Source organism: Vibrio sp. 5S239 (genome assembly GCF_041439575.1).
Lineage (GTDB): Bacteria > Pseudomonadota > Gammaproteobacteria > Enterobacterales > Vibrionaceae > Vibrio > Vibrio kanaloae.
Map to the genome: position 1 here is coordinate 32998 of NZ_JBGOOM010000016.1, position 15697 is coordinate 48694.

Sequence of the window (15697 nt, forward strand, 5' to 3'; positions counted from 1 at the left end):
TACGCTTAATATCAACTTACTGTTTTGGTAACGACGTCGAAACCTCTTCACCATCGGCAACTTCTAGTGCTGGCGCTTTATGACGACTGTATTCATCATAGTTAACCACTCGGCTACGTCCCATATCTTTCGCCATGTAGAGCGCTTTATCTGCCATCTTCACCAAAGACTCGGTATTAGATGCAGGCTTAGGGTACATAGCGACACCAATTGAAACACCTAACTGACCTAGTGAAAGCCCTTTATGTTCAAGGTGCATAGAACGCACGGCATCACACAGTGTCTGACCAAATTCCGTCGCTTGTTGCATAGAATAGTGCGGAAGCAATACTGCGAGCTCCTCCCCCCCCAACCTGCAGGCTATCTCATCGTCACTCACACTTTGTTTGAGCAGCGTGCTGATCTCTTTTAAGACGAAATCACCCGCATCATGACCAAAATTATCATTGAAACGTTTGAAGTGATCTAAATCGAGCATCAATAGCGACAAAGGTTGATCGCTGGTGGCTGAATTCATTGAGTGCTCTTCTAACTTCTGATCAAAGAAACGACGATTGAATAAGCCGGTTAATGGGTCGCTTAAGGCTTGTGAACGCAACTTCTCTTGCAGGCTCAGATTAGCCAACGCTAAACCGAGATGTTCTGAAACACTAAAAGCTAACTGTTCGGTAATCGGGTCAATTTTGATGTCGCCCTGACCAAAGTAAAGATGCATTATACCAATAGTATTACCGTGTGCAGTCAACGGGATACAGAGGGTTTGGTTGTTGTCCATTTCATGCATATGGCCACAGCTCAATGAGTGGAAATCATTATTAGACAAGTGAGCCCGTCCTTTACGTAACGACCAGCATTCTTCAGGGGCAAAGCTTGCGCTTCCTGGCCATATATCTCCCCAATCAAGTTGCGTAATCAGTTGATTTCGAGATGCCCTCATCAAAGAAACACTGCCGTTCACGTTACCTAAAATTCTCGGCAAAATATCAGAGACAATCTGCTGGGCTTCCACCATGTTATTACACGCTGCAAGCATATTCGCTAGACGGTGCATCAGTTCGATTTCATGGGTTCTTTGGCGAATACGCTCGTCTTGTTTCTTTTGCTCTTCTTCCACTTTATGAACGATTTGACGGTTGCTCACATAAGACGTACCAATCAAAAAACTCAAGCTCAGCAATACCATACCAATTAGAATTCCCATTAATTGGAAATTCATCTGCTTAAGTTGGTGCATTGGCAAAGAAATTATCACAACGAAATCTTGCCCGTTAACACTCTCTTTCATTGAATAATAAATTCGGTCTACTGAGGTTACGGTACTAAAGCGCACATCACTGCCCGTGCCTTGTTGAAGTGCTTGTTTGAATTCAGGACGGTTACCATGATTTTCAACTCTAGCCAATGCATGGTCAGACAGATCCGTATCACCAATCACGACACCATCAAGATTAATAACCTGAATTCTTAATCGTGTATTGGCTTGAGTCAGATTGCCAATGTAATCATCGACATCCATATCAGACGTAAATAGCTCGCTGTCTTCACGAATTTCATAAATAACATCTGACATTAGAGAAACCAAATGGTCACGCTCATTCTCAACCACCAGCTTTTCCAAGGTTATATAAAAACCATACAGGCCTATTAACATTGAAAAAGATAAAATAATTATCGGCAACGTTTGCCATTTCTTTTCAACCAGCCTCACAAAAAACCAACCTTAAACACACCGAGTAATATTCGAAGATTAACAACCAGTTTAAAAAACACAATCATCAAATAGATTGTTTCATTAACTATGAGTACCTGGTACAAAAAAGCCAGTAGCTAAGCTACTGGCTCTCATTACTTCACTAATAACAAAACTGAGCGACTATTTTTTCTTAACCGGACGCTGCCAGTTAGCTATCTTACGTTCTTTAGCGCGGCTGATAACAAGTTCATTTTCAGAAACATCACGTGTTACCGTCGAGCCTGCACCAACAGTGGCGCCGTTTCCAATAATCACAGGTGCGATCAACTGACTATCAGAACCAACAAACACGTCATCGCCAATGATGGTCTTAAACTTATTTGCACCATCATAATTACAAGTGATAGCGCCCGCACCAACATTGACACGTTGACCGATTTCCGCATCACCTAGGTAAGTAAGGTGATTAGCTTTAGAACCCTCACCAAGACGAGTGTTCTTCACTTCAACAAAGTTACCTACATGCGAATCGTTACGCATGTCAGCACCAGGACGCAGACGAGTGAAAGGACCAACTGTGCAGTCTTCACCAACGGTCGCACCTTCAATTACGCTGTATGGACGAATTACGGTGTTGTCATCAATTTCACAGTCTTTCAATACACAGCCCGTACCAATAATCACGTTGTCGCCAATGCTTACGCTGCCTTCAATAATAACGTTGGTGTCGATTTCAACATCCATACCGCACTGCAGTTCACCGCGTAGGTCAAAGCGGCTTGGATCGCGTAACATAACACCTTGTTTCAATAGTTTATCAGACTGCTCAGCTTGATAAGCTCGCTCTAGACGAGCCAATTGAGAACGGTCGTTAACGCCTTCAACTTCAATTGGACTTATCGGATGCACGGCTTCAACCGCACGACCTTCATCGTGAGCTGCTGCAATAACGTCAGTCAGGTAGTATTCACCTTGGGCGTTGTCGTTGCTTAGGCCAGATAACCAACGCTTCAGATCACCGCCAGTAGCAACCATCACTCCGGTATTAATCTCTTTGATAAGCTTCTGTTCATCAGTTGCATCTTTTTGCTCAACAATAGCGACTACAGGACCATTTCGACGAATAATACGACCGTAACCCATTGGGTTATCAAGAACGACGGTAAGTAGTGCTATACCACCATTTGGCTGAGCGTCTAATAGGTTTTCAATAGTTTCAGGCGAGATGAGTGGCACATCTCCGTACAGCACTAGTACCTTTTCATCATCAGCAAAGTGCGCAGATGCTTGATCCACCGCGTGACCTGTACCCAACTGATCGGCTTGCAGAGCCCAATTCACAGACTCTTCAGCTAGAGTCGCCTGCATCTGCTCACCACCATGACCGTAGACCAAATGGATGTTTTGAGCACCTAAACCATTACAGGTATCGATAACATGTTTCACCATTGGCTTGCCCGCAAGTGTATGCAGAACCTTTGGTGTATTTGAATACATGCGAGTACCTTTGCCCGCTGCGAGAATTACTGCGCTAAACTTCATTGTAAACCTATCCAACATTTTTTTTATTAAGCCGATATTGTAACCGTTTTTGGCTTACGAATTAAATCGCAATAGCAATTTAACCAGTACTTATACGTAAACGGAGCATTTTTGAGATATCCAAAATACAAAAAGGCGACCCTTAGGTCGCCTTTATCTCAGAATCGATAATCTTATAAAAGATTAACGACGCCTTTTTGTCAGTTCGATAACTCGTAACTGAGCAATGGCTTTAGCCAGTTCACCGGCCGCTTGTGCGAAGTCTATGTCGCCATGCTGATTTTGGATATTCTCCACAGCCTTGCGTTTAGCTTCTTCCGCCTTTGCTGCGTCTAGCTCTTCACCACGGATAGCTGTATCAGCTAGTACAGTCGCTGTACCAGGCTGAACTTCTACCATACCACCAGAAACATAAATAATTTCTTCGTGGCCGTGTTGCTTAACAATACGCACCATACCAGGCTTGATAGCGGTCAGCAGTGGAGTATGACCATGGAAAATACCAAGTTCACCCTCACTACCGGTCACCTGAAACGTCTCAACAAGACCAGAGAAAATTTGCTTCTCGGCACTTACAACGTCTAGGTGAAAGGTTATTGCTGCCATATCGCCTCCTAGTTAGCCTTATAGCTTCTTAGCATTCTCGATAGCTTCGTCAATTGCACCACAGTACATGAACGCTTGCTCTGGAATGTCATCGTATTCACCAGATAGAAGACCTTGGAAGCCACGTAGAGTCTCTTTAAGAGGTACGTAAACACCTGGGTCACCTGTAAATACTTCCGCTACGTGGTAAGGCTGAGTTAGGAACTTCTCAATCTTACGAGCACGAGATACAACTTGCTTATCTTCTTCAGATAGCTCATCCATACCTAGGATAGCAATGATATCTTTCAGCTCTTTGTAGCGCTGAAGAGTAGACTGAACGCCACGAGCGATGTCGTAGTGTTCTTGTCCAACTACCAATGGATCCAGTTGACGTGAAGTAGAATCTAGCGGGTCGATCGCTGGGTATAGACCCATAGATGCGATGTTACGGTTAAGTACAACCGTTGCATCCAAGTGAGCGAACGTTGTTGCTGGAGACGGGTCAGTCAAGTCATCCGCAGGTACATATACCGCCTGTACAGACGTGATAGAACCAGCTTTAGTTGACGTGATACGCTCTTGTAGAACACCCATTTCTTCAGCTAGTGTAGGTTGGTAACCTACCGCAGAAGGCATACGGCCTAGAAGTGCTGATACTTCAGTACCTGCTAGTGTATAACGGTAGATGTTATCAACGAACAGTAGAACGTCACGACCTTCGTCACGGAAACGCTCAGCCATTGTTAGACCAGTCAGTGCAACACGTAGACGGTTACCTGGTGGCTCGTTCATCTGACCGTAAACCATCGCTACTTTTGATTCTTCAGGTTTTTCGATGTTTACAACACCGGCTTCCTGCATTTCAAAGTAGAAATCGTTACCTTCACGAGTACGCTCACCTACACCTGCAAATACAGATAGGCCTGAGTGTTGAAGTGCGATGTTGTTGATAAGTTCCATCATGTTAACGGTCTTACCTACACCAGCACCACCGAATAGACCGATTTTACCACCCTTAGCGAATGGACAAATCAAGTCGATTACTTTAACACCAGTTTCTAGAAGAGCGGTCTCGTTAGACTGCTCTTCGTAGCTTGGAGCTTCACGGTGAATGGCGTAATGCTCTTCAGCACCAATTTCACCACACTCATCAATCGCGTCCCCTAGGACATTCATGATACGACCCAATGTCTTAGTACCTACTGGTACTGAGATTGGAGCGCCAGTATTTTCAACTGTCAAACCACGACGTAAACCATCAGAGCTACCCATTACGATTGCGCGAACTACGCCACCGCCAAGTTGTTGCTGAACTTCAAGAACTAGACGCTCTTTCACTTCATTAACATTCAGAGCATCGTATACACGAGGTACTTCGCCCTGTGGGAACTCTACGTCGACTACCGCACCGATGATCTGTACGATCTTACCTGTAGCCATCGTTAATCCTCTAACTATTTAGTTTTACCTAAGCTTAAACCGAATAAGCGATTAAACTGCTGATGCGCCTGAAACGATCTCAGAAAGTTCTTGTGTGATTGCCGCTTGACGCGCTTTGTTATACACAAGTTCTAAGTCATCAATAATGTCACCAGCGTTATCTGTTGCTGATTTCATTGCAATCATTCGAGCCGCTTGCTCACAAGCAAGATTCTCTACCACACCTTGATACACTTGAGATTCGACATAGCGAACTAATAATGCATCTAGTAGTGGTTTTGGCTCAGGCTCATAAATATAGTCCCAAGCATGATCGCGTTTCATTTCTTCGCTATTTGATTTAGGCAAAGGAAGTAATTGATCGATCGTTGGTTCTTGTACCATAGTGTTTTCAAACTTATTGAACACTACGAACAGGCGGTCTAACTCGCCTTCATCATATTTCTTCAGCATAACGCTTACAGAGCCAATCAAGTCTTCAAGGCTTGGGCGATCACCCAGACCAGAAACTTGAGCTGCTACTTTCGCGCCGCTGTTATTGAAAAATGCTGTTGCTTTAGAACCTACAATTGCAAGCTCTACATCAGCACCTTTCTCAGACCAATCTTTCATGTCGTTCATAGCTTTTTTGAACAAGTTAATGTTCAAACCACCACAAAGACCACGGTCTGTAGAAACGATGATGTAACCAACACGTTTGGCTTCACGTTCCTCAAGATAAGGATGCTTATACTCGAGGCTACCATTAGCCAAATGACCGATCACTTTACGCATTGTTTCTGCATATGGACGAGTAGCTTCCATTGCGTCTTGAGAACGACGCATTTTCGAAGCTGCTACCATTTCCATTGCTTTCGTAATCTTCTGTGTGCTTTTAACACTACCGATTTTATTACGTATCTCTTTTGCGCCGGCCATCGTTACTCTCCGTTAATGGTATGAGGTGGCCCTAAGACCACCTACCAATTACCAGGTCTGGGTTGCCTTGAAATCGTCAACAAGCTTCTTCAGCTCAGCTTCGATTTCTTTGTTGAAAGCACCCGTTGCGTCGATCTGTGTTGCTAGATCAGCGTATTGACCGCGAGCAAACGACAGTAAAGCAGCTTCAAAATCTAGAACTTTAGACAGCTCTACGTCTTGAAGGTATCCACGCTCTGCAGCGAAGATTACTAGAGCTTGGTCAAATACAGACATAGGAGCGTATTGCTTCTGCTTCATCAGTTCTGTAACTTTTTGACCGTGGTCTAGTTGCTTTTTGGTCGCTTCATCAAGATCCGATGAGAACTGTGCAAATGCTGCTAGTTCACGGTATTGAGCTAGAGCAGTACGGATACCGCCAGATAGCTTCTTGATGATTTTAGTCTGCGCCGAACCACCTACACGAGAAACTGAGATACCAGGGTCAACAGCTGGACGTACGCCCGCGTTGAATAGTTCAGTTTGTAGGAAGATCTGACCATCAGTAATCGAGATTACGTTCGTTGGTACGAATGCAGATACGTCACCAGCTTGCGTTTCGATGATAGGAAGAGCAGTTAAAGAACCAGTCTTGCCTGTCACTTCACCGTTAGTGAACTTTTCTACGTATGCTTCGCTTACACGAGCAGCACGCTCTAGTAGACGAGAGTGAAGGTAGAAAACATCACCAGGGAACGCTTCACGGCCAGGTGGACGCTTAAGTAGTAGTGAAATTTGACGGTAAGCTACCGCTTGCTTAGATAGATCATCATAAACAATCAGTGCATCTTCGCCGCGATCACGGAAGTATTCACCCATCGCACAACCAGCATACGGTGCAAGGTATTGCAGCGCAGCAGATTCAGAAGCAGATGCAACAACAACAACAGTGTTAGCCAGTGCGCCGTGCTCTTCTAGTTTGCGAACTACGTTAGCAATAGTCGACGCTTTTTGGCCGATAGCTACGTAGATAGAGAAAATACCAGAGTCTTTCTGGTTGATAATCGCATCGATCGCCATTGCTGTTTTACCAGTCTGACGGTCACCGATTACTAGTTCACGTTGACCACGACCGATAGGGATCATTGAGTCAACTGACTTGTAACCAGTTTGAACAGGTTGATCTACCGATTTACGGTCGATTACACCTGGTGCGATAATTTCTACAGGCGAAGTTAGTTTCGCTTCGATAGGACCTTTACCATCAATTGGCTCACCTAGCGTGTTTACAACACGACCAAGCATTTCAGGACCTACTGGTACTTCAAGAATACGACCAGTACCTGTAACTTTCATGCCTTCCTGTAGGTCAGCATACGGGCCCATTACAACAGCACCAACCGAATCACGGTTCAAGTTTAGTGCTAGCGCGTAACGGCCACCCGGTAGTTCGATCATTTCACCTTGCATCACGTCCGCTAGGCCGTGGATGCTAAGGATGCCATCGCTTACAGAAACGATAGTACCTTCATTGCGAGCTTCACTAACAACGTCGAAAGATTCAATACGTTGTTTAATTAGGTCGCTAATTTCAGTGGAATTAAGTTGCATGCTCCAATCCCCATTAAGACTGCAATGCATCGCTCAGGCGGTCAAGACGACTGCGCGCTGAGTTATCGATGACTAGGTCTCCGGCTCGAATAATAACTCCACTAAGTAGAGTCTCATCTATACTGCAATTCAGCTGAACTTTGCGCGCTAGGCGCTGTTCCAATTTTCTGCTGATATCTGCACGTTGTTCTTTAGAAAGCTCAACCGCTGAAGTTACTTCAACGTCGATCTCTTTTTCATGCTCTTGTTTGAGCAATAAGAACTGTTTACACACATCAGGAAAGGCCATTAAACGACCATTTTCAGCCATCACTTTAATCAAGTTTTGACCGAATTCATCAAATTGTTCGCCACAAATTACAATGAATATTTCAGCTAATTTTTCAGCAGTCATAGAGCTGCTTAATAAATTATGAACATCATCATTTTGTGCCACTTCGGCAGCAAAAGTAAGCATCTGACCCCATTGGTCTAGCTCACCTTTATCTACCGCAAAGTCAAACGCTGCTTTAGCATAGGGGCGTGCGATTGTAGTCAAATCAGACATATACAGCCCCTTGCTTTAAAGTTTTGCAGTAATGTTGTTAAGAAGATCATCGTGTACATCTTTATCGATTGTACGTTCAAGGATTTTCTCAGCACCAGCTATAGCCAGAGTTGCGACTTGTTTGCGCAGGTCATCACGGGCACGTGTGCGTTCAGCTTCAAGTTCTGCTTCAGCGTGCGCTAAGATTTTCTGGCGTTCTGCCTGAGCCTCTTCGCGAGCTTCATCAATAATTTGAGCTTTACGTTTATTTGCCTGTTCAATAACCTCAGTTGCAGTGCGCTTCGCTTCCTTCATTTGCTCAGAAGCGTTGGCTTGTGCCAGGTTCAAGTCTTTAGCAGCGCGCTCAGCGGCTACAAGACCGTCAGCAATTTTCTTCTGACGTTCTTCAATTGCTTGCATGATTGGCGGCCATACATATTTCATGCAGAACCAAACAAACAGTGTAAAAGCAATTGCTTGACCCAGCAGAGTTGCGTTCATATTCACAACAGCTACCCCTCGTTAAGAATCAACTACAAAAATTTAATTAACTATTAAAAGCTAATTAGCCTGCTAGTTGACCAACAAATGGGTTAGCAAACGTGAATAGTAGTGCGATTACGATACCGATCATTGGAACAGCATCCAGTAGACCAGCGATGATGAACATCTTAACTTGTAGCATTGGAGCCATTTCAGGTTGACGCGCAGCGCCTTCTAGGAATTTACCACCAAGAATAGCAAAACCAATTGCAGTACCTACGGCACAAAGACCAACAATAATAGCAACAGCGATTGCTGAAAAACTTAGTACAGTTTCCATTTACGTTCTCCGATTAACATTAATAGTTAGAATAAAGCTTAAAAATTTTTTAGTGATCACTATCTTCATGAGCCATTGATAAGTAAACGATTGTCAACATCATGAAAACAAACGCTTGAATCAAAATAACTAAGATATGGAAGATAGCCCAAGGTAGTGCACCTACCCATTGTAAGTACCACGGTAGCATTGCCGCGATAAGAATAAACACCACCTCACCCGCAAACATATTACCAAATAAACGCATACCTAGAGATAGTGGCTTCGCTAATAACGAAATTACCTCAAGTACCAAGTTAAATGGGATCATGATTGGGTGATTAAATGGATGCAGTGCCAATTCTTTAGCAAATCCGCCTAGGCCTTTCACTTTGATGCTGTAGTAGATCATCAGAGCAAAAACACCCAAAGCCATTGCCATAGTTATATTTACATCAGCTGTAGGAACCACTTTCAAGTAAGGGATACCTAACCAATGCTCTGCTGGATATGGTAAGAAATCGATTGGCACTAAGTCCATCAAGTTCATAATAATAATCCAGCAGAATATAGTCAGTGCGAGTGGGGCAATCAGAGGGTTGCGACCATGGAAAGTTTCTTTAACGTTGTCGCCAACGAATTCCACTACCATTTCGACAAAACACTGAAGCTTACCAGGTACACCTACTGTTGCTTTCTTAGCGACTGAGCGAAAAACCCAAAGGAATAACATCCCTGTCAACACCGAAAAAAACAGACTGTCTATATGTACGTTCCAGAAACTTGTTTCCTCTACAAGACCAAACTTAGCTAAAGAGAGGTTTTGTAAATGGTGTTCAATGTATCCGGATGCTGTTGGCGCAGCCATAACTCATCCTATTTTTTATTGTTAATGAAAAGCACTGGCGCAAAGATATTAATACCTAGAACCAGTAAATAGGTCAGTTTGAGGGGAATTAATTCCACCTGCATATACATGTAGACAATAGAGAATAGTAGAACTGTGATTAAGATTTTTAGAGCTTCGCCTGCATAGAACGACGCCGCAACTAACTTAGTTGCGCGAGCTCCACAAAATAGGAAAGCACACACACAAAAAACCACATTAGCAATGACAAAAATACCGCCACCGACCAATGCAGCAAAACCCCAATCAGGATTAACAGCTAAACCTAACCCTATTGCCACTAATATAACCGCGCTAAGCTCGATCAATAACATTTGCTTTGCAAGCACTCGTCCTGGTCTTGCTAACGCCGCTACCATGTATTCGTTCCTCTTTTAAGCCCACTAAATCACTCGCTTAAAAGCGTGCTGAGAAATTGGCAAAAATTATACGTTCAGCCAAATCGATTGCAATAACAATGCAGCAATCATTTACATTTTTGTATACAAACCTACAACTTTTGTACAAAATTACTTATTTATTACATAATTGACCTAAATCAATTATCTCATTTAGTACTCTAGTTTAGCAATAAGTTGCTCTAATTTGTGAGGCTCATCAAGAGTAATCGTCACTTTTGACTTACCACTAACAGAACGAGTAACTGAAACGTTTGCTTGCAATTTTTCCGTAAGTCTTCGTGAAAGTTCGATAGCTTCTGTGTCTTCAGGCTTCGACTCTGTCTCAACCTCTGGTTTTAAGCATTTTTTAACAAGCTGCTCAATTTGACGCACGGTCATTTTCTTGTTTACCGCAGTATTTGCCGCTTCAACCTGGATATCACCTTCAAGGGCAAGCAGTGCTCGAGCGTGCCCCATTTCAAGTTGCTTTGATACAACTAAAGCCTTCACAGGTTCAGCCAACTGATTCAAGCGCAGTAAGTTACTGACCGTCGCACGTGACTTACCAATCACCTCAGCAACCTTTTGGTGCGTCAGTTCAAATTCGTTCTGTAAGCGCTCTAGCGCTTGTGCTTCTTCGATAACATTCAAGTCTTCACGTTGAATATTCTCGATCAATGCCATTGCAATAGCAGCCTTGTCTTCCACTCTCTTTATCAAACACGGCACTTGTTTCAAACCAGCTTGACGAGCCGCTCTCCAACGACGCTCACCAGCGATAATCTCAAACTGGTCGTGCGCTAAAGGGCGTACTACGATTGGCTGAATAATGCCTTGAGACTGGATTGAAGCTGCTAGTTCTTCTAGTGCTTCAGGCGCAATATCCTTACGCGGTTGATAAACACCTGGCTTTAAGCAACCAACAGCCAGCTCTGTCAATTCCCCATCAGCCGACAAAGCCTGACTATGAGAAGCAACGTGCTGTTTTTCACGAGCCAACGAGCTAGTTGCAAGCAATGCATCTAGCCCCTTTCCTAAACCACGCTTAGACATTGAGCGAATTCCTTTGGTTAGACCTATACTGGGACTTCTTCACGACGCAACATTTCACCAGCAAGAGCTAGGTATGCCTTCGCGCCTGCAGAATATTTGTCGTAGTACATTGCTGGCTTGCCATGACTCGGCGCTTCTGCCAAACGTACATTTCTAGGGATGACAGTTCGATAAACTTTATTACCGAAATGTTTTTTAAGCTGATCAGATACTTCATTAGATAAGCGATTACGAGGATCGTACATAGTACGCAGAAGACCTTCGATCTTCAGGTTCTCGTTTACGACCGCTGCAAGCTTACTGATGGTATCCATCAACGCCGTTAAACCTTCTAGAGCAAAATATTCACATTGCATCGGAACCAATACGGAATCAGCTGCCGCCATTGCATTAATTGTAAGAAGGTTTAGAGAAGGTGGGCAATCAATAAAGATGAAATCATAGTTATCACGAACTGATGCCAGTGCGCTCTTAAGGCGAACTTCACGGGCAAACACTTCCATTAACTTAATTTCTGCCGCCGTAACATCACCGTTGGCAGCGATGAGATCGTAATTGCCCGATGTACTTCGACAAACTACCTCATCAAATGAGGTGTCTTCAACTAACAAATCGTAAGCAGTTGCTTCAACTTGATATTTATCGACACCACTTGCCATAGTGGCATTACCTTGAGGATCGAGGTCAACAACCAAGACCTTGCGTTTTGTTGCCGCCATTGATGCTGCTAAGTTAATGCAAGTTGTTGTTTTTCCTACGCCGCCCTTCTGGTTGGCAATTGCTACAATTCTACCCACTATGGCCTCGCTGATTATCCCTGACGCGATAAAGTAACTAGATGACGCTCTCCATTAAGCTCTGGCACTTGCAAAGCTTTAATGTCTGTCACTGAACACCATTCAGGTAACAGGTCGATTTCGTCTTTAGGATGTTGTCCCTTAAGAGCCAAAAATACACCGGATTGCTCTTTAGGTAAATGGTGACACCACTCTACCATGTCTGTCATTGACGCAAATGCGCGACTGAGCACGACATCAAACTTTTCTTCAGGTTGAAACTCTTCAACACGACTTTGAATCGGCATTACGTTATCGATACCCAATTCATGAACGACCTGCTTAATAAAACGAATACGCTTACCTAAGCTATCCAGCAAGTAAAACTCACCGTCTGGGTTCATGATTGAGAGAGGAATCCCAGGTAATCCAGGCCCCGTACCAACATCAATAAAACGTTTGCCTTGTAAGTGGGTACTAACAATGATGCTATCTAAGATATGTTTCACCATCATTTCTAACGGGTCACGCACCGATGTTAAGTTATAAGCTTTGTTCCATTTGTTGAGTAATTCAACATAACCAACCAACTGGCCACGTTGTTTTTCAGAGACTTCAAGTTCAGTCTGACCAATCAGGTGATCCAGTTTTTCGCGTAATGCGCTCATTATACCTCCTCACCTTTTTTTAACAGGCCATGCTTTTTCAGATAAACCAACAAAATTGAGATTGCCGCAGGCGTAATCCCTGAAATACGAGAAGCAAGACCTATCGAGTCTGGCTTAGTGGTTGTGAGCTTGAGAACCACCTCGTTAGAAAGTCCTTTAATTTGGCTGTAGTCGATATCGGCAGGCAATTTGGTATTTTCATGACGAAGTGATTTTGCAATTTCGTCTTGTTGGCGTTGGATATAGCCTTCGTACTTCACTTGGATCTCAACTTGCTCAGATGCTTGTTGATCTTCCAATGCTGGAGCAAAACGATCCAATTCAGTTAACTGTGAATAAGTCATCTCAGGGCGACGAAGAAGATCTTCACCACTTGCCTCTCGAGACATTGGTGTTTTTAGGATCTGATTAAGCGCACCGATATCTTCAGATTTTGGATTCATCCATGTTTCTTTCAGACGTTGACGCTCTTTCTCAATATTTTCCACTTTCTCGTTGAATCGAGCCCAACGAGCATCGTCCACTAAGCCAAGCTCGCGAGACTTCTCAGTCAATCGAATATCAGCGTTATCTTCACGAAGCAACAGACGGTATTCCGCACGAGACGTAAACATACGGTAAGGTTCTTTAGTGCCCATGGTTGATAGGTCATCAATAAGAACGCCCATGTAAGCTTGGTCTCGACGTGGGCTCCAGGCTTCTTTGCCTTGCGTAAATAAACTCGCGTTAATACCTGCCATCAAGCCTTGCGCAGCTGCTTCTTCATAACCGGTCGTACCGTTAATCTGCCCCGCAAAAAACAGCCCCTTAATAAACTTAGTTTCGTAACTCAGCTTTAGGTCGCGAGGGTCAAAGAAGTCGTACTCAATCGCATAGCCAGGACGAACAATATGGGCATTTTCAAACCCCTTCATTGAATGAACGATTTTAACTTGAACGTCAAACGGCAGACTGGTTGAGATACCATTAGGGTATAGCTCGTGTGTCGTAAGACCTTCAGGCTCAATGAAAATTTGATGGCTGTTCTTGTCAGCAAAACGCATCACTTTATCTTCAATCGAAGGACAGTAGCGAGGGCCAATGCCTTCAATCACCCCTGCATACATTGGGCTTCGGTCTAGGTTAGCACGAATAACATCATGCGTATTTTCATTAGTATGTGTGATGTAACATGGAATTTGGCGAGGCTGTTGAGCTCGATTTCCCATGAACGAGAAAACAGGGGTCGGGTTATCACCATGTTGAACCTCAAGCTCAGAAAAATCGACACTGCGTGCATCGATACGAGGAGGGGTACCTGTTTTCAGGCGATCAACTCTAAATGGAAGATCACGAAGTCGGTCAGCAAGAGCGATCGATGGTGGATCCCCCGCACGACCACCCGATGAACTTTCCATCCCAATATGGATCTTTCCACCCAAGAATGTGCCGACCGTCAGTACCACTGCGTTAGCACGGAATTTAAGGCCCATCTGTGTCACCACGCCCACCACTTGATCCTGTTCCACGATCAAGTCATCAACCGATTGTTGGAACAACGTCAGATTCGGTGTGTTTTCTAGCACATTACGAACAAAGGATTTGTAAAGTATGCGGTCAGCTTGTGCACGAGTTGCACGAACTGCTGGACCTTTTGATGCGTTTAATGTTCTGAACTGAATACCTGCATGATCAATAGCTTGCGCCATTAATCCACCCATAGCATCGACCTCTTTTACCAAGTGGCCTTTACCGATCCCGCCGATAGCTGGGTTACAAGACATTTGTCCTAATGTATCGATATTATGAGTGAGTAATAACGTACTTTGACCAGTACGTGCAGATGCGAGTGCGGCTTCCGTTCCAGCATGGCCACCACCAACAACGATGACGTCAAATTTTTCGTGATAAAGCATGAACCGACCTCAGGTATTCAAACGTTTTCTAAACAGATAAAAAGGAGCGATATACTACCTGTTTTCCTTGCTTGAGAAAACGTTTTTGGAGTTTTTCAAAAAAGCTGTTTTTAATTAATATAGATAAGATCTTTAAAGAGATCTTTTATTAGATCTATTATTAGGATCGAGGGTGTCTGTGGATAAGTCAAAAATGATCAACAAGATCATGGATCTTTTTTGGATCAAATGATGTGATCTAACTTTGATCAGGTTGAGGATTAGCTGGGATCAAAATGGCTACTTATTCACAGGGGGAAATTATCCTAAAACTTGTTATTTGGATAACTATAGGTTAATCACCGTATATGTATGATCTTATCCACAGAGAAAATAGAAAATAAATCGTCGATTTTCCATTTTTTTGAAAAAAAGTTATTCACAATCACGATATTCGGAGGTAAAAAAAGCGGCATAAGCCGCTTTTTGGAAGAAAGAAGCGGTTAAAACTGGTCAATATGATCGTTAAACCAGGCTTCAGCTGCATCTTCAGGGACTGGGGTTTCCAATACATCGATGCTAAAACAGTCTGAAATAGACTGTGCTCCGAGGTTTTCCAGTTGGCTGTGGACTGATTTTCCCGCTAAACAAAAGGTATCGTAGCTTGAATCTCCTAGTGCCACGACAGCAAAGCGAACCTGGCTTAAGTCTGGAGAATGCTGGGTTAATGCGTCGATAAACGGCTTAATATTGTCTGGGAACTCACCGGCACCGTGAGTTGAAGTCACCAATAGCCAAAAGCCTTGTTGTGCAATATCATCGTAATCTGACTGATTATGCAGGGTTATTTCATGTCCTTGTTCTTCAAGAAGATCATTAAGGTGATCGCCAACGTATTCAGCACCGCCCAAGGTGCTGCCTGTAATAATATGGATCATTA

Annotated in this window: 16 protein-coding genes; all 16 read right to left on the reverse strand. The window is 43.6% G+C overall.

Going from position 1 to position 15697, the window contains the following annotated elements:
- Positions 1 to 16: 16 nt before the first annotated feature.
- The 16 genes from ACED48_RS13310 to mioC all read right to left on the reverse strand — a co-directional run bounded on the left by ACED48_RS13310 (position 17) and on the right by mioC (position 15695).
- On the reverse strand, positions 17 to 1651 hold the full coding sequence (locus ACED48_RS13310) for a sensor domain-containing diguanylate cyclase (RefSeq protein ID WP_050546265.1): 1635 nt from the start codon (positions 1649 to 1651) through the stop codon (positions 17 to 19).
- A 222-nt stretch (positions 1652 to 1873) separates the two neighbouring features.
- Positions 1874 to 3235 carry a bifunctional UDP-N-acetylglucosamine diphosphorylase/glucosamine-1-phosphate N-acetyltransferase GlmU gene (glmU, locus tag ACED48_RS13315; RefSeq protein WP_017055449.1) on the reverse strand — a complete coding sequence of 454 codons (1362 nt, stop codon included), beginning with the start codon at positions 3233 to 3235 and terminating at the stop codon, positions 1874 to 1876.
- Positions 3236 to 3418: 183 nt separating this feature from the next.
- Positions 3419 to 3841: a F0F1 ATP synthase subunit epsilon gene (locus tag ACED48_RS13320; protein ID WP_017055450.1), complete on the reverse strand. Its 423-nt coding sequence runs from the start codon at positions 3839 to 3841 to the stop codon at positions 3419 to 3421.
- Between the two features lie 18 nt (positions 3842 to 3859).
- Complete coding sequence (gene atpD / locus ACED48_RS13325) at positions 3860 to 5263, reverse strand: F0F1 ATP synthase subunit beta (RefSeq protein ID WP_009848119.1); 1404 nt, start codon at positions 5261 to 5263, stop codon at positions 3860 to 3862.
- Between the two features lie 51 nt (positions 5264 to 5314).
- The gene (gene atpG / locus ACED48_RS13330; RefSeq protein WP_017055451.1) at positions 5315 to 6181 is read right to left on the reverse strand and encodes a F0F1 ATP synthase subunit gamma; all 867 of its coding nucleotides are present in this window, start codon (positions 6179 to 6181) and stop codon (positions 5315 to 5317) included.
- Between the two features lie 48 nt (positions 6182 to 6229).
- Positions 6230 to 7771 carry a F0F1 ATP synthase subunit alpha gene (gene atpA, locus ACED48_RS13335; RefSeq protein WP_004735737.1) on the reverse strand — a complete coding sequence of 514 codons (1542 nt, stop codon included), beginning with the start codon at positions 7769 to 7771 and terminating at the stop codon, positions 6230 to 6232.
- A 13-nt stretch (positions 7772 to 7784) separates the two neighbouring features.
- Positions 7785 to 8318, reverse strand: coding sequence for a F0F1 ATP synthase subunit delta (gene atpH / locus ACED48_RS13340; protein ID WP_017055452.1), 534 nt, complete (start codon positions 8316 to 8318; stop codon positions 7785 to 7787).
- Between the two features lie 15 nt (positions 8319 to 8333).
- Positions 8334 to 8804: a F0F1 ATP synthase subunit B gene (gene atpF, locus ACED48_RS13345; RefSeq protein WP_032547868.1), complete on the reverse strand. Its 471-nt coding sequence runs from the start codon at positions 8802 to 8804 to the stop codon at positions 8334 to 8336.
- A 58-nt stretch (positions 8805 to 8862) separates the two neighbouring features.
- Positions 8863 to 9120, reverse strand: a complete 258-nt coding sequence (atpE, locus tag ACED48_RS13350) for a F0F1 ATP synthase subunit C (RefSeq protein WP_004411110.1) — start codon at positions 9118 to 9120, stop codon at positions 8863 to 8865.
- Between the two features lie 49 nt (positions 9121 to 9169).
- A complete protein-coding gene (gene atpB, locus ACED48_RS13355) occupies positions 9170 to 9967 on the reverse strand; it encodes a F0F1 ATP synthase subunit A (RefSeq protein ID WP_009848124.1) in 798 nt (265 codons plus the stop codon).
- Between the two features lie 8 nt (positions 9968 to 9975).
- Entirely contained in the window at positions 9976 to 10365 is a 390-nt protein-coding gene (locus tag ACED48_RS13360) for a F0F1 ATP synthase subunit I (protein WP_010433210.1), read from the reverse strand.
- A 192-nt stretch (positions 10366 to 10557) separates the two neighbouring features.
- Positions 10558 to 11439, reverse strand: coding sequence for a ParB/RepB/Spo0J family partition protein (locus ACED48_RS13365; RefSeq protein ID WP_017055454.1), 882 nt, complete (start codon positions 11437 to 11439; stop codon positions 10558 to 10560).
- Positions 11440 to 11462: 23 nt separating this feature from the next.
- Positions 11463 to 12236: a ParA family protein gene (locus ACED48_RS13370; protein WP_029626854.1), complete on the reverse strand. Its 774-nt coding sequence runs from the start codon at positions 12234 to 12236 to the stop codon at positions 11463 to 11465.
- A 14-nt stretch (positions 12237 to 12250) separates the two neighbouring features.
- Positions 12251 to 12883, reverse strand: a complete 633-nt coding sequence (rsmG, locus tag ACED48_RS13375) for a 16S rRNA (guanine(527)-N(7))-methyltransferase RsmG (RefSeq protein WP_017055456.1) — start codon at positions 12881 to 12883, stop codon at positions 12251 to 12253.
- The gene (gene mnmG, locus ACED48_RS13380) at positions 12883 to 14778 is read right to left on the reverse strand and encodes a tRNA uridine-5-carboxymethylaminomethyl(34) synthesis enzyme MnmG (protein WP_017055457.1); all 1896 of its coding nucleotides are present in this window, start codon (positions 14776 to 14778) and stop codon (positions 12883 to 12885) included. The genes rsmG and mnmG overlap by 1 nt, the downstream gene beginning before the upstream one ends.
- A gap of 482 nt (positions 14779 to 15260) precedes the next feature.
- Positions 15261 to 15695, reverse strand: a complete 435-nt coding sequence (mioC, locus tag ACED48_RS13385) for an FMN-binding protein MioC (protein WP_017055458.1) — start codon at positions 15693 to 15695, stop codon at positions 15261 to 15263.
- Positions 15696 to 15697: the final 2 nt, after the last annotated feature.

Excerpts from the sequence above, each read along its gene's own strand:
- ACED48_RS13310 (WP_050546265.1), bottom strand. The coding sequence starts at position 1,651 with ATGTTAATAGGCCTGTATGGTTTTTATATAACCTTGGAAAAGCTGGTG.
- glmU (WP_017055449.1), bottom strand. The coding sequence starts at position 3,235 with ATGAAGTTTAGCGCAGTAATTCTCGCAGCGGGCAAAGGTACTCGCATG.
- ACED48_RS13320 (WP_017055450.1), bottom strand. The coding sequence starts at position 3,841 with ATGGCAGCAATAACCTTTCACCTAGACGTTGTAAGTGCCGAGAAGCAA.
- atpD (WP_009848119.1), bottom strand. The coding sequence starts at position 5,263 with ATGGCTACAGGTAAGATCGTACAGATCATCGGTGCGGTAGTCGACGTA.
- atpG (WP_017055451.1), bottom strand. The coding sequence starts at position 6,181 with ATGGCCGGCGCAAAAGAGATACGTAATAAAATCGGTAGTGTTAAAAGC.
- atpA (WP_004735737.1), bottom strand. The coding sequence starts at position 7,771 with ATGCAACTTAATTCCACTGAAATTAGCGACCTAATTAAACAACGTATT.
- atpH (WP_017055452.1), bottom strand. The coding sequence starts at position 8,318 with ATGTCTGATTTGACTACAATCGCACGCCCCTATGCTAAAGCAGCGTTT.
- atpE (WP_004411110.1), bottom strand. The coding sequence starts at position 9,120 with ATGGAAACTGTACTAAGTTTTTCAGCAATCGCTGTTGCTATTATTGTT.
- atpB (WP_009848124.1), bottom strand. The coding sequence starts at position 9,967 with ATGGCTGCGCCAACAGCATCCGGATACATTGAACACCATTTACAAAAC.
- ACED48_RS13360 (WP_010433210.1), bottom strand. The coding sequence starts at position 10,365 with ATGGTAGCGGCGTTAGCAAGACCAGGACGAGTGCTTGCAAAGCAAATG.
- ACED48_RS13365 (WP_017055454.1), bottom strand. The coding sequence starts at position 11,439 with ATGTCTAAGCGTGGTTTAGGAAAGGGGCTAGATGCATTGCTTGCAACT.
- rsmG (WP_017055456.1), bottom strand. The coding sequence starts at position 12,883 with ATGAGCGCATTACGCGAAAAACTGGATCACCTGATTGGTCAGACTGAA.
- mnmG (WP_017055457.1), bottom strand. The coding sequence starts at position 14,778 with ATGCTTTATCACGAAAAATTTGACGTCATCGTTGTTGGTGGTGGCCAT.
- mioC (WP_017055458.1), bottom strand. The coding sequence starts at position 15,695 with ATGATCCATATTATTACAGGCAGCACCTTGGGCGGTGCTGAATACGTT.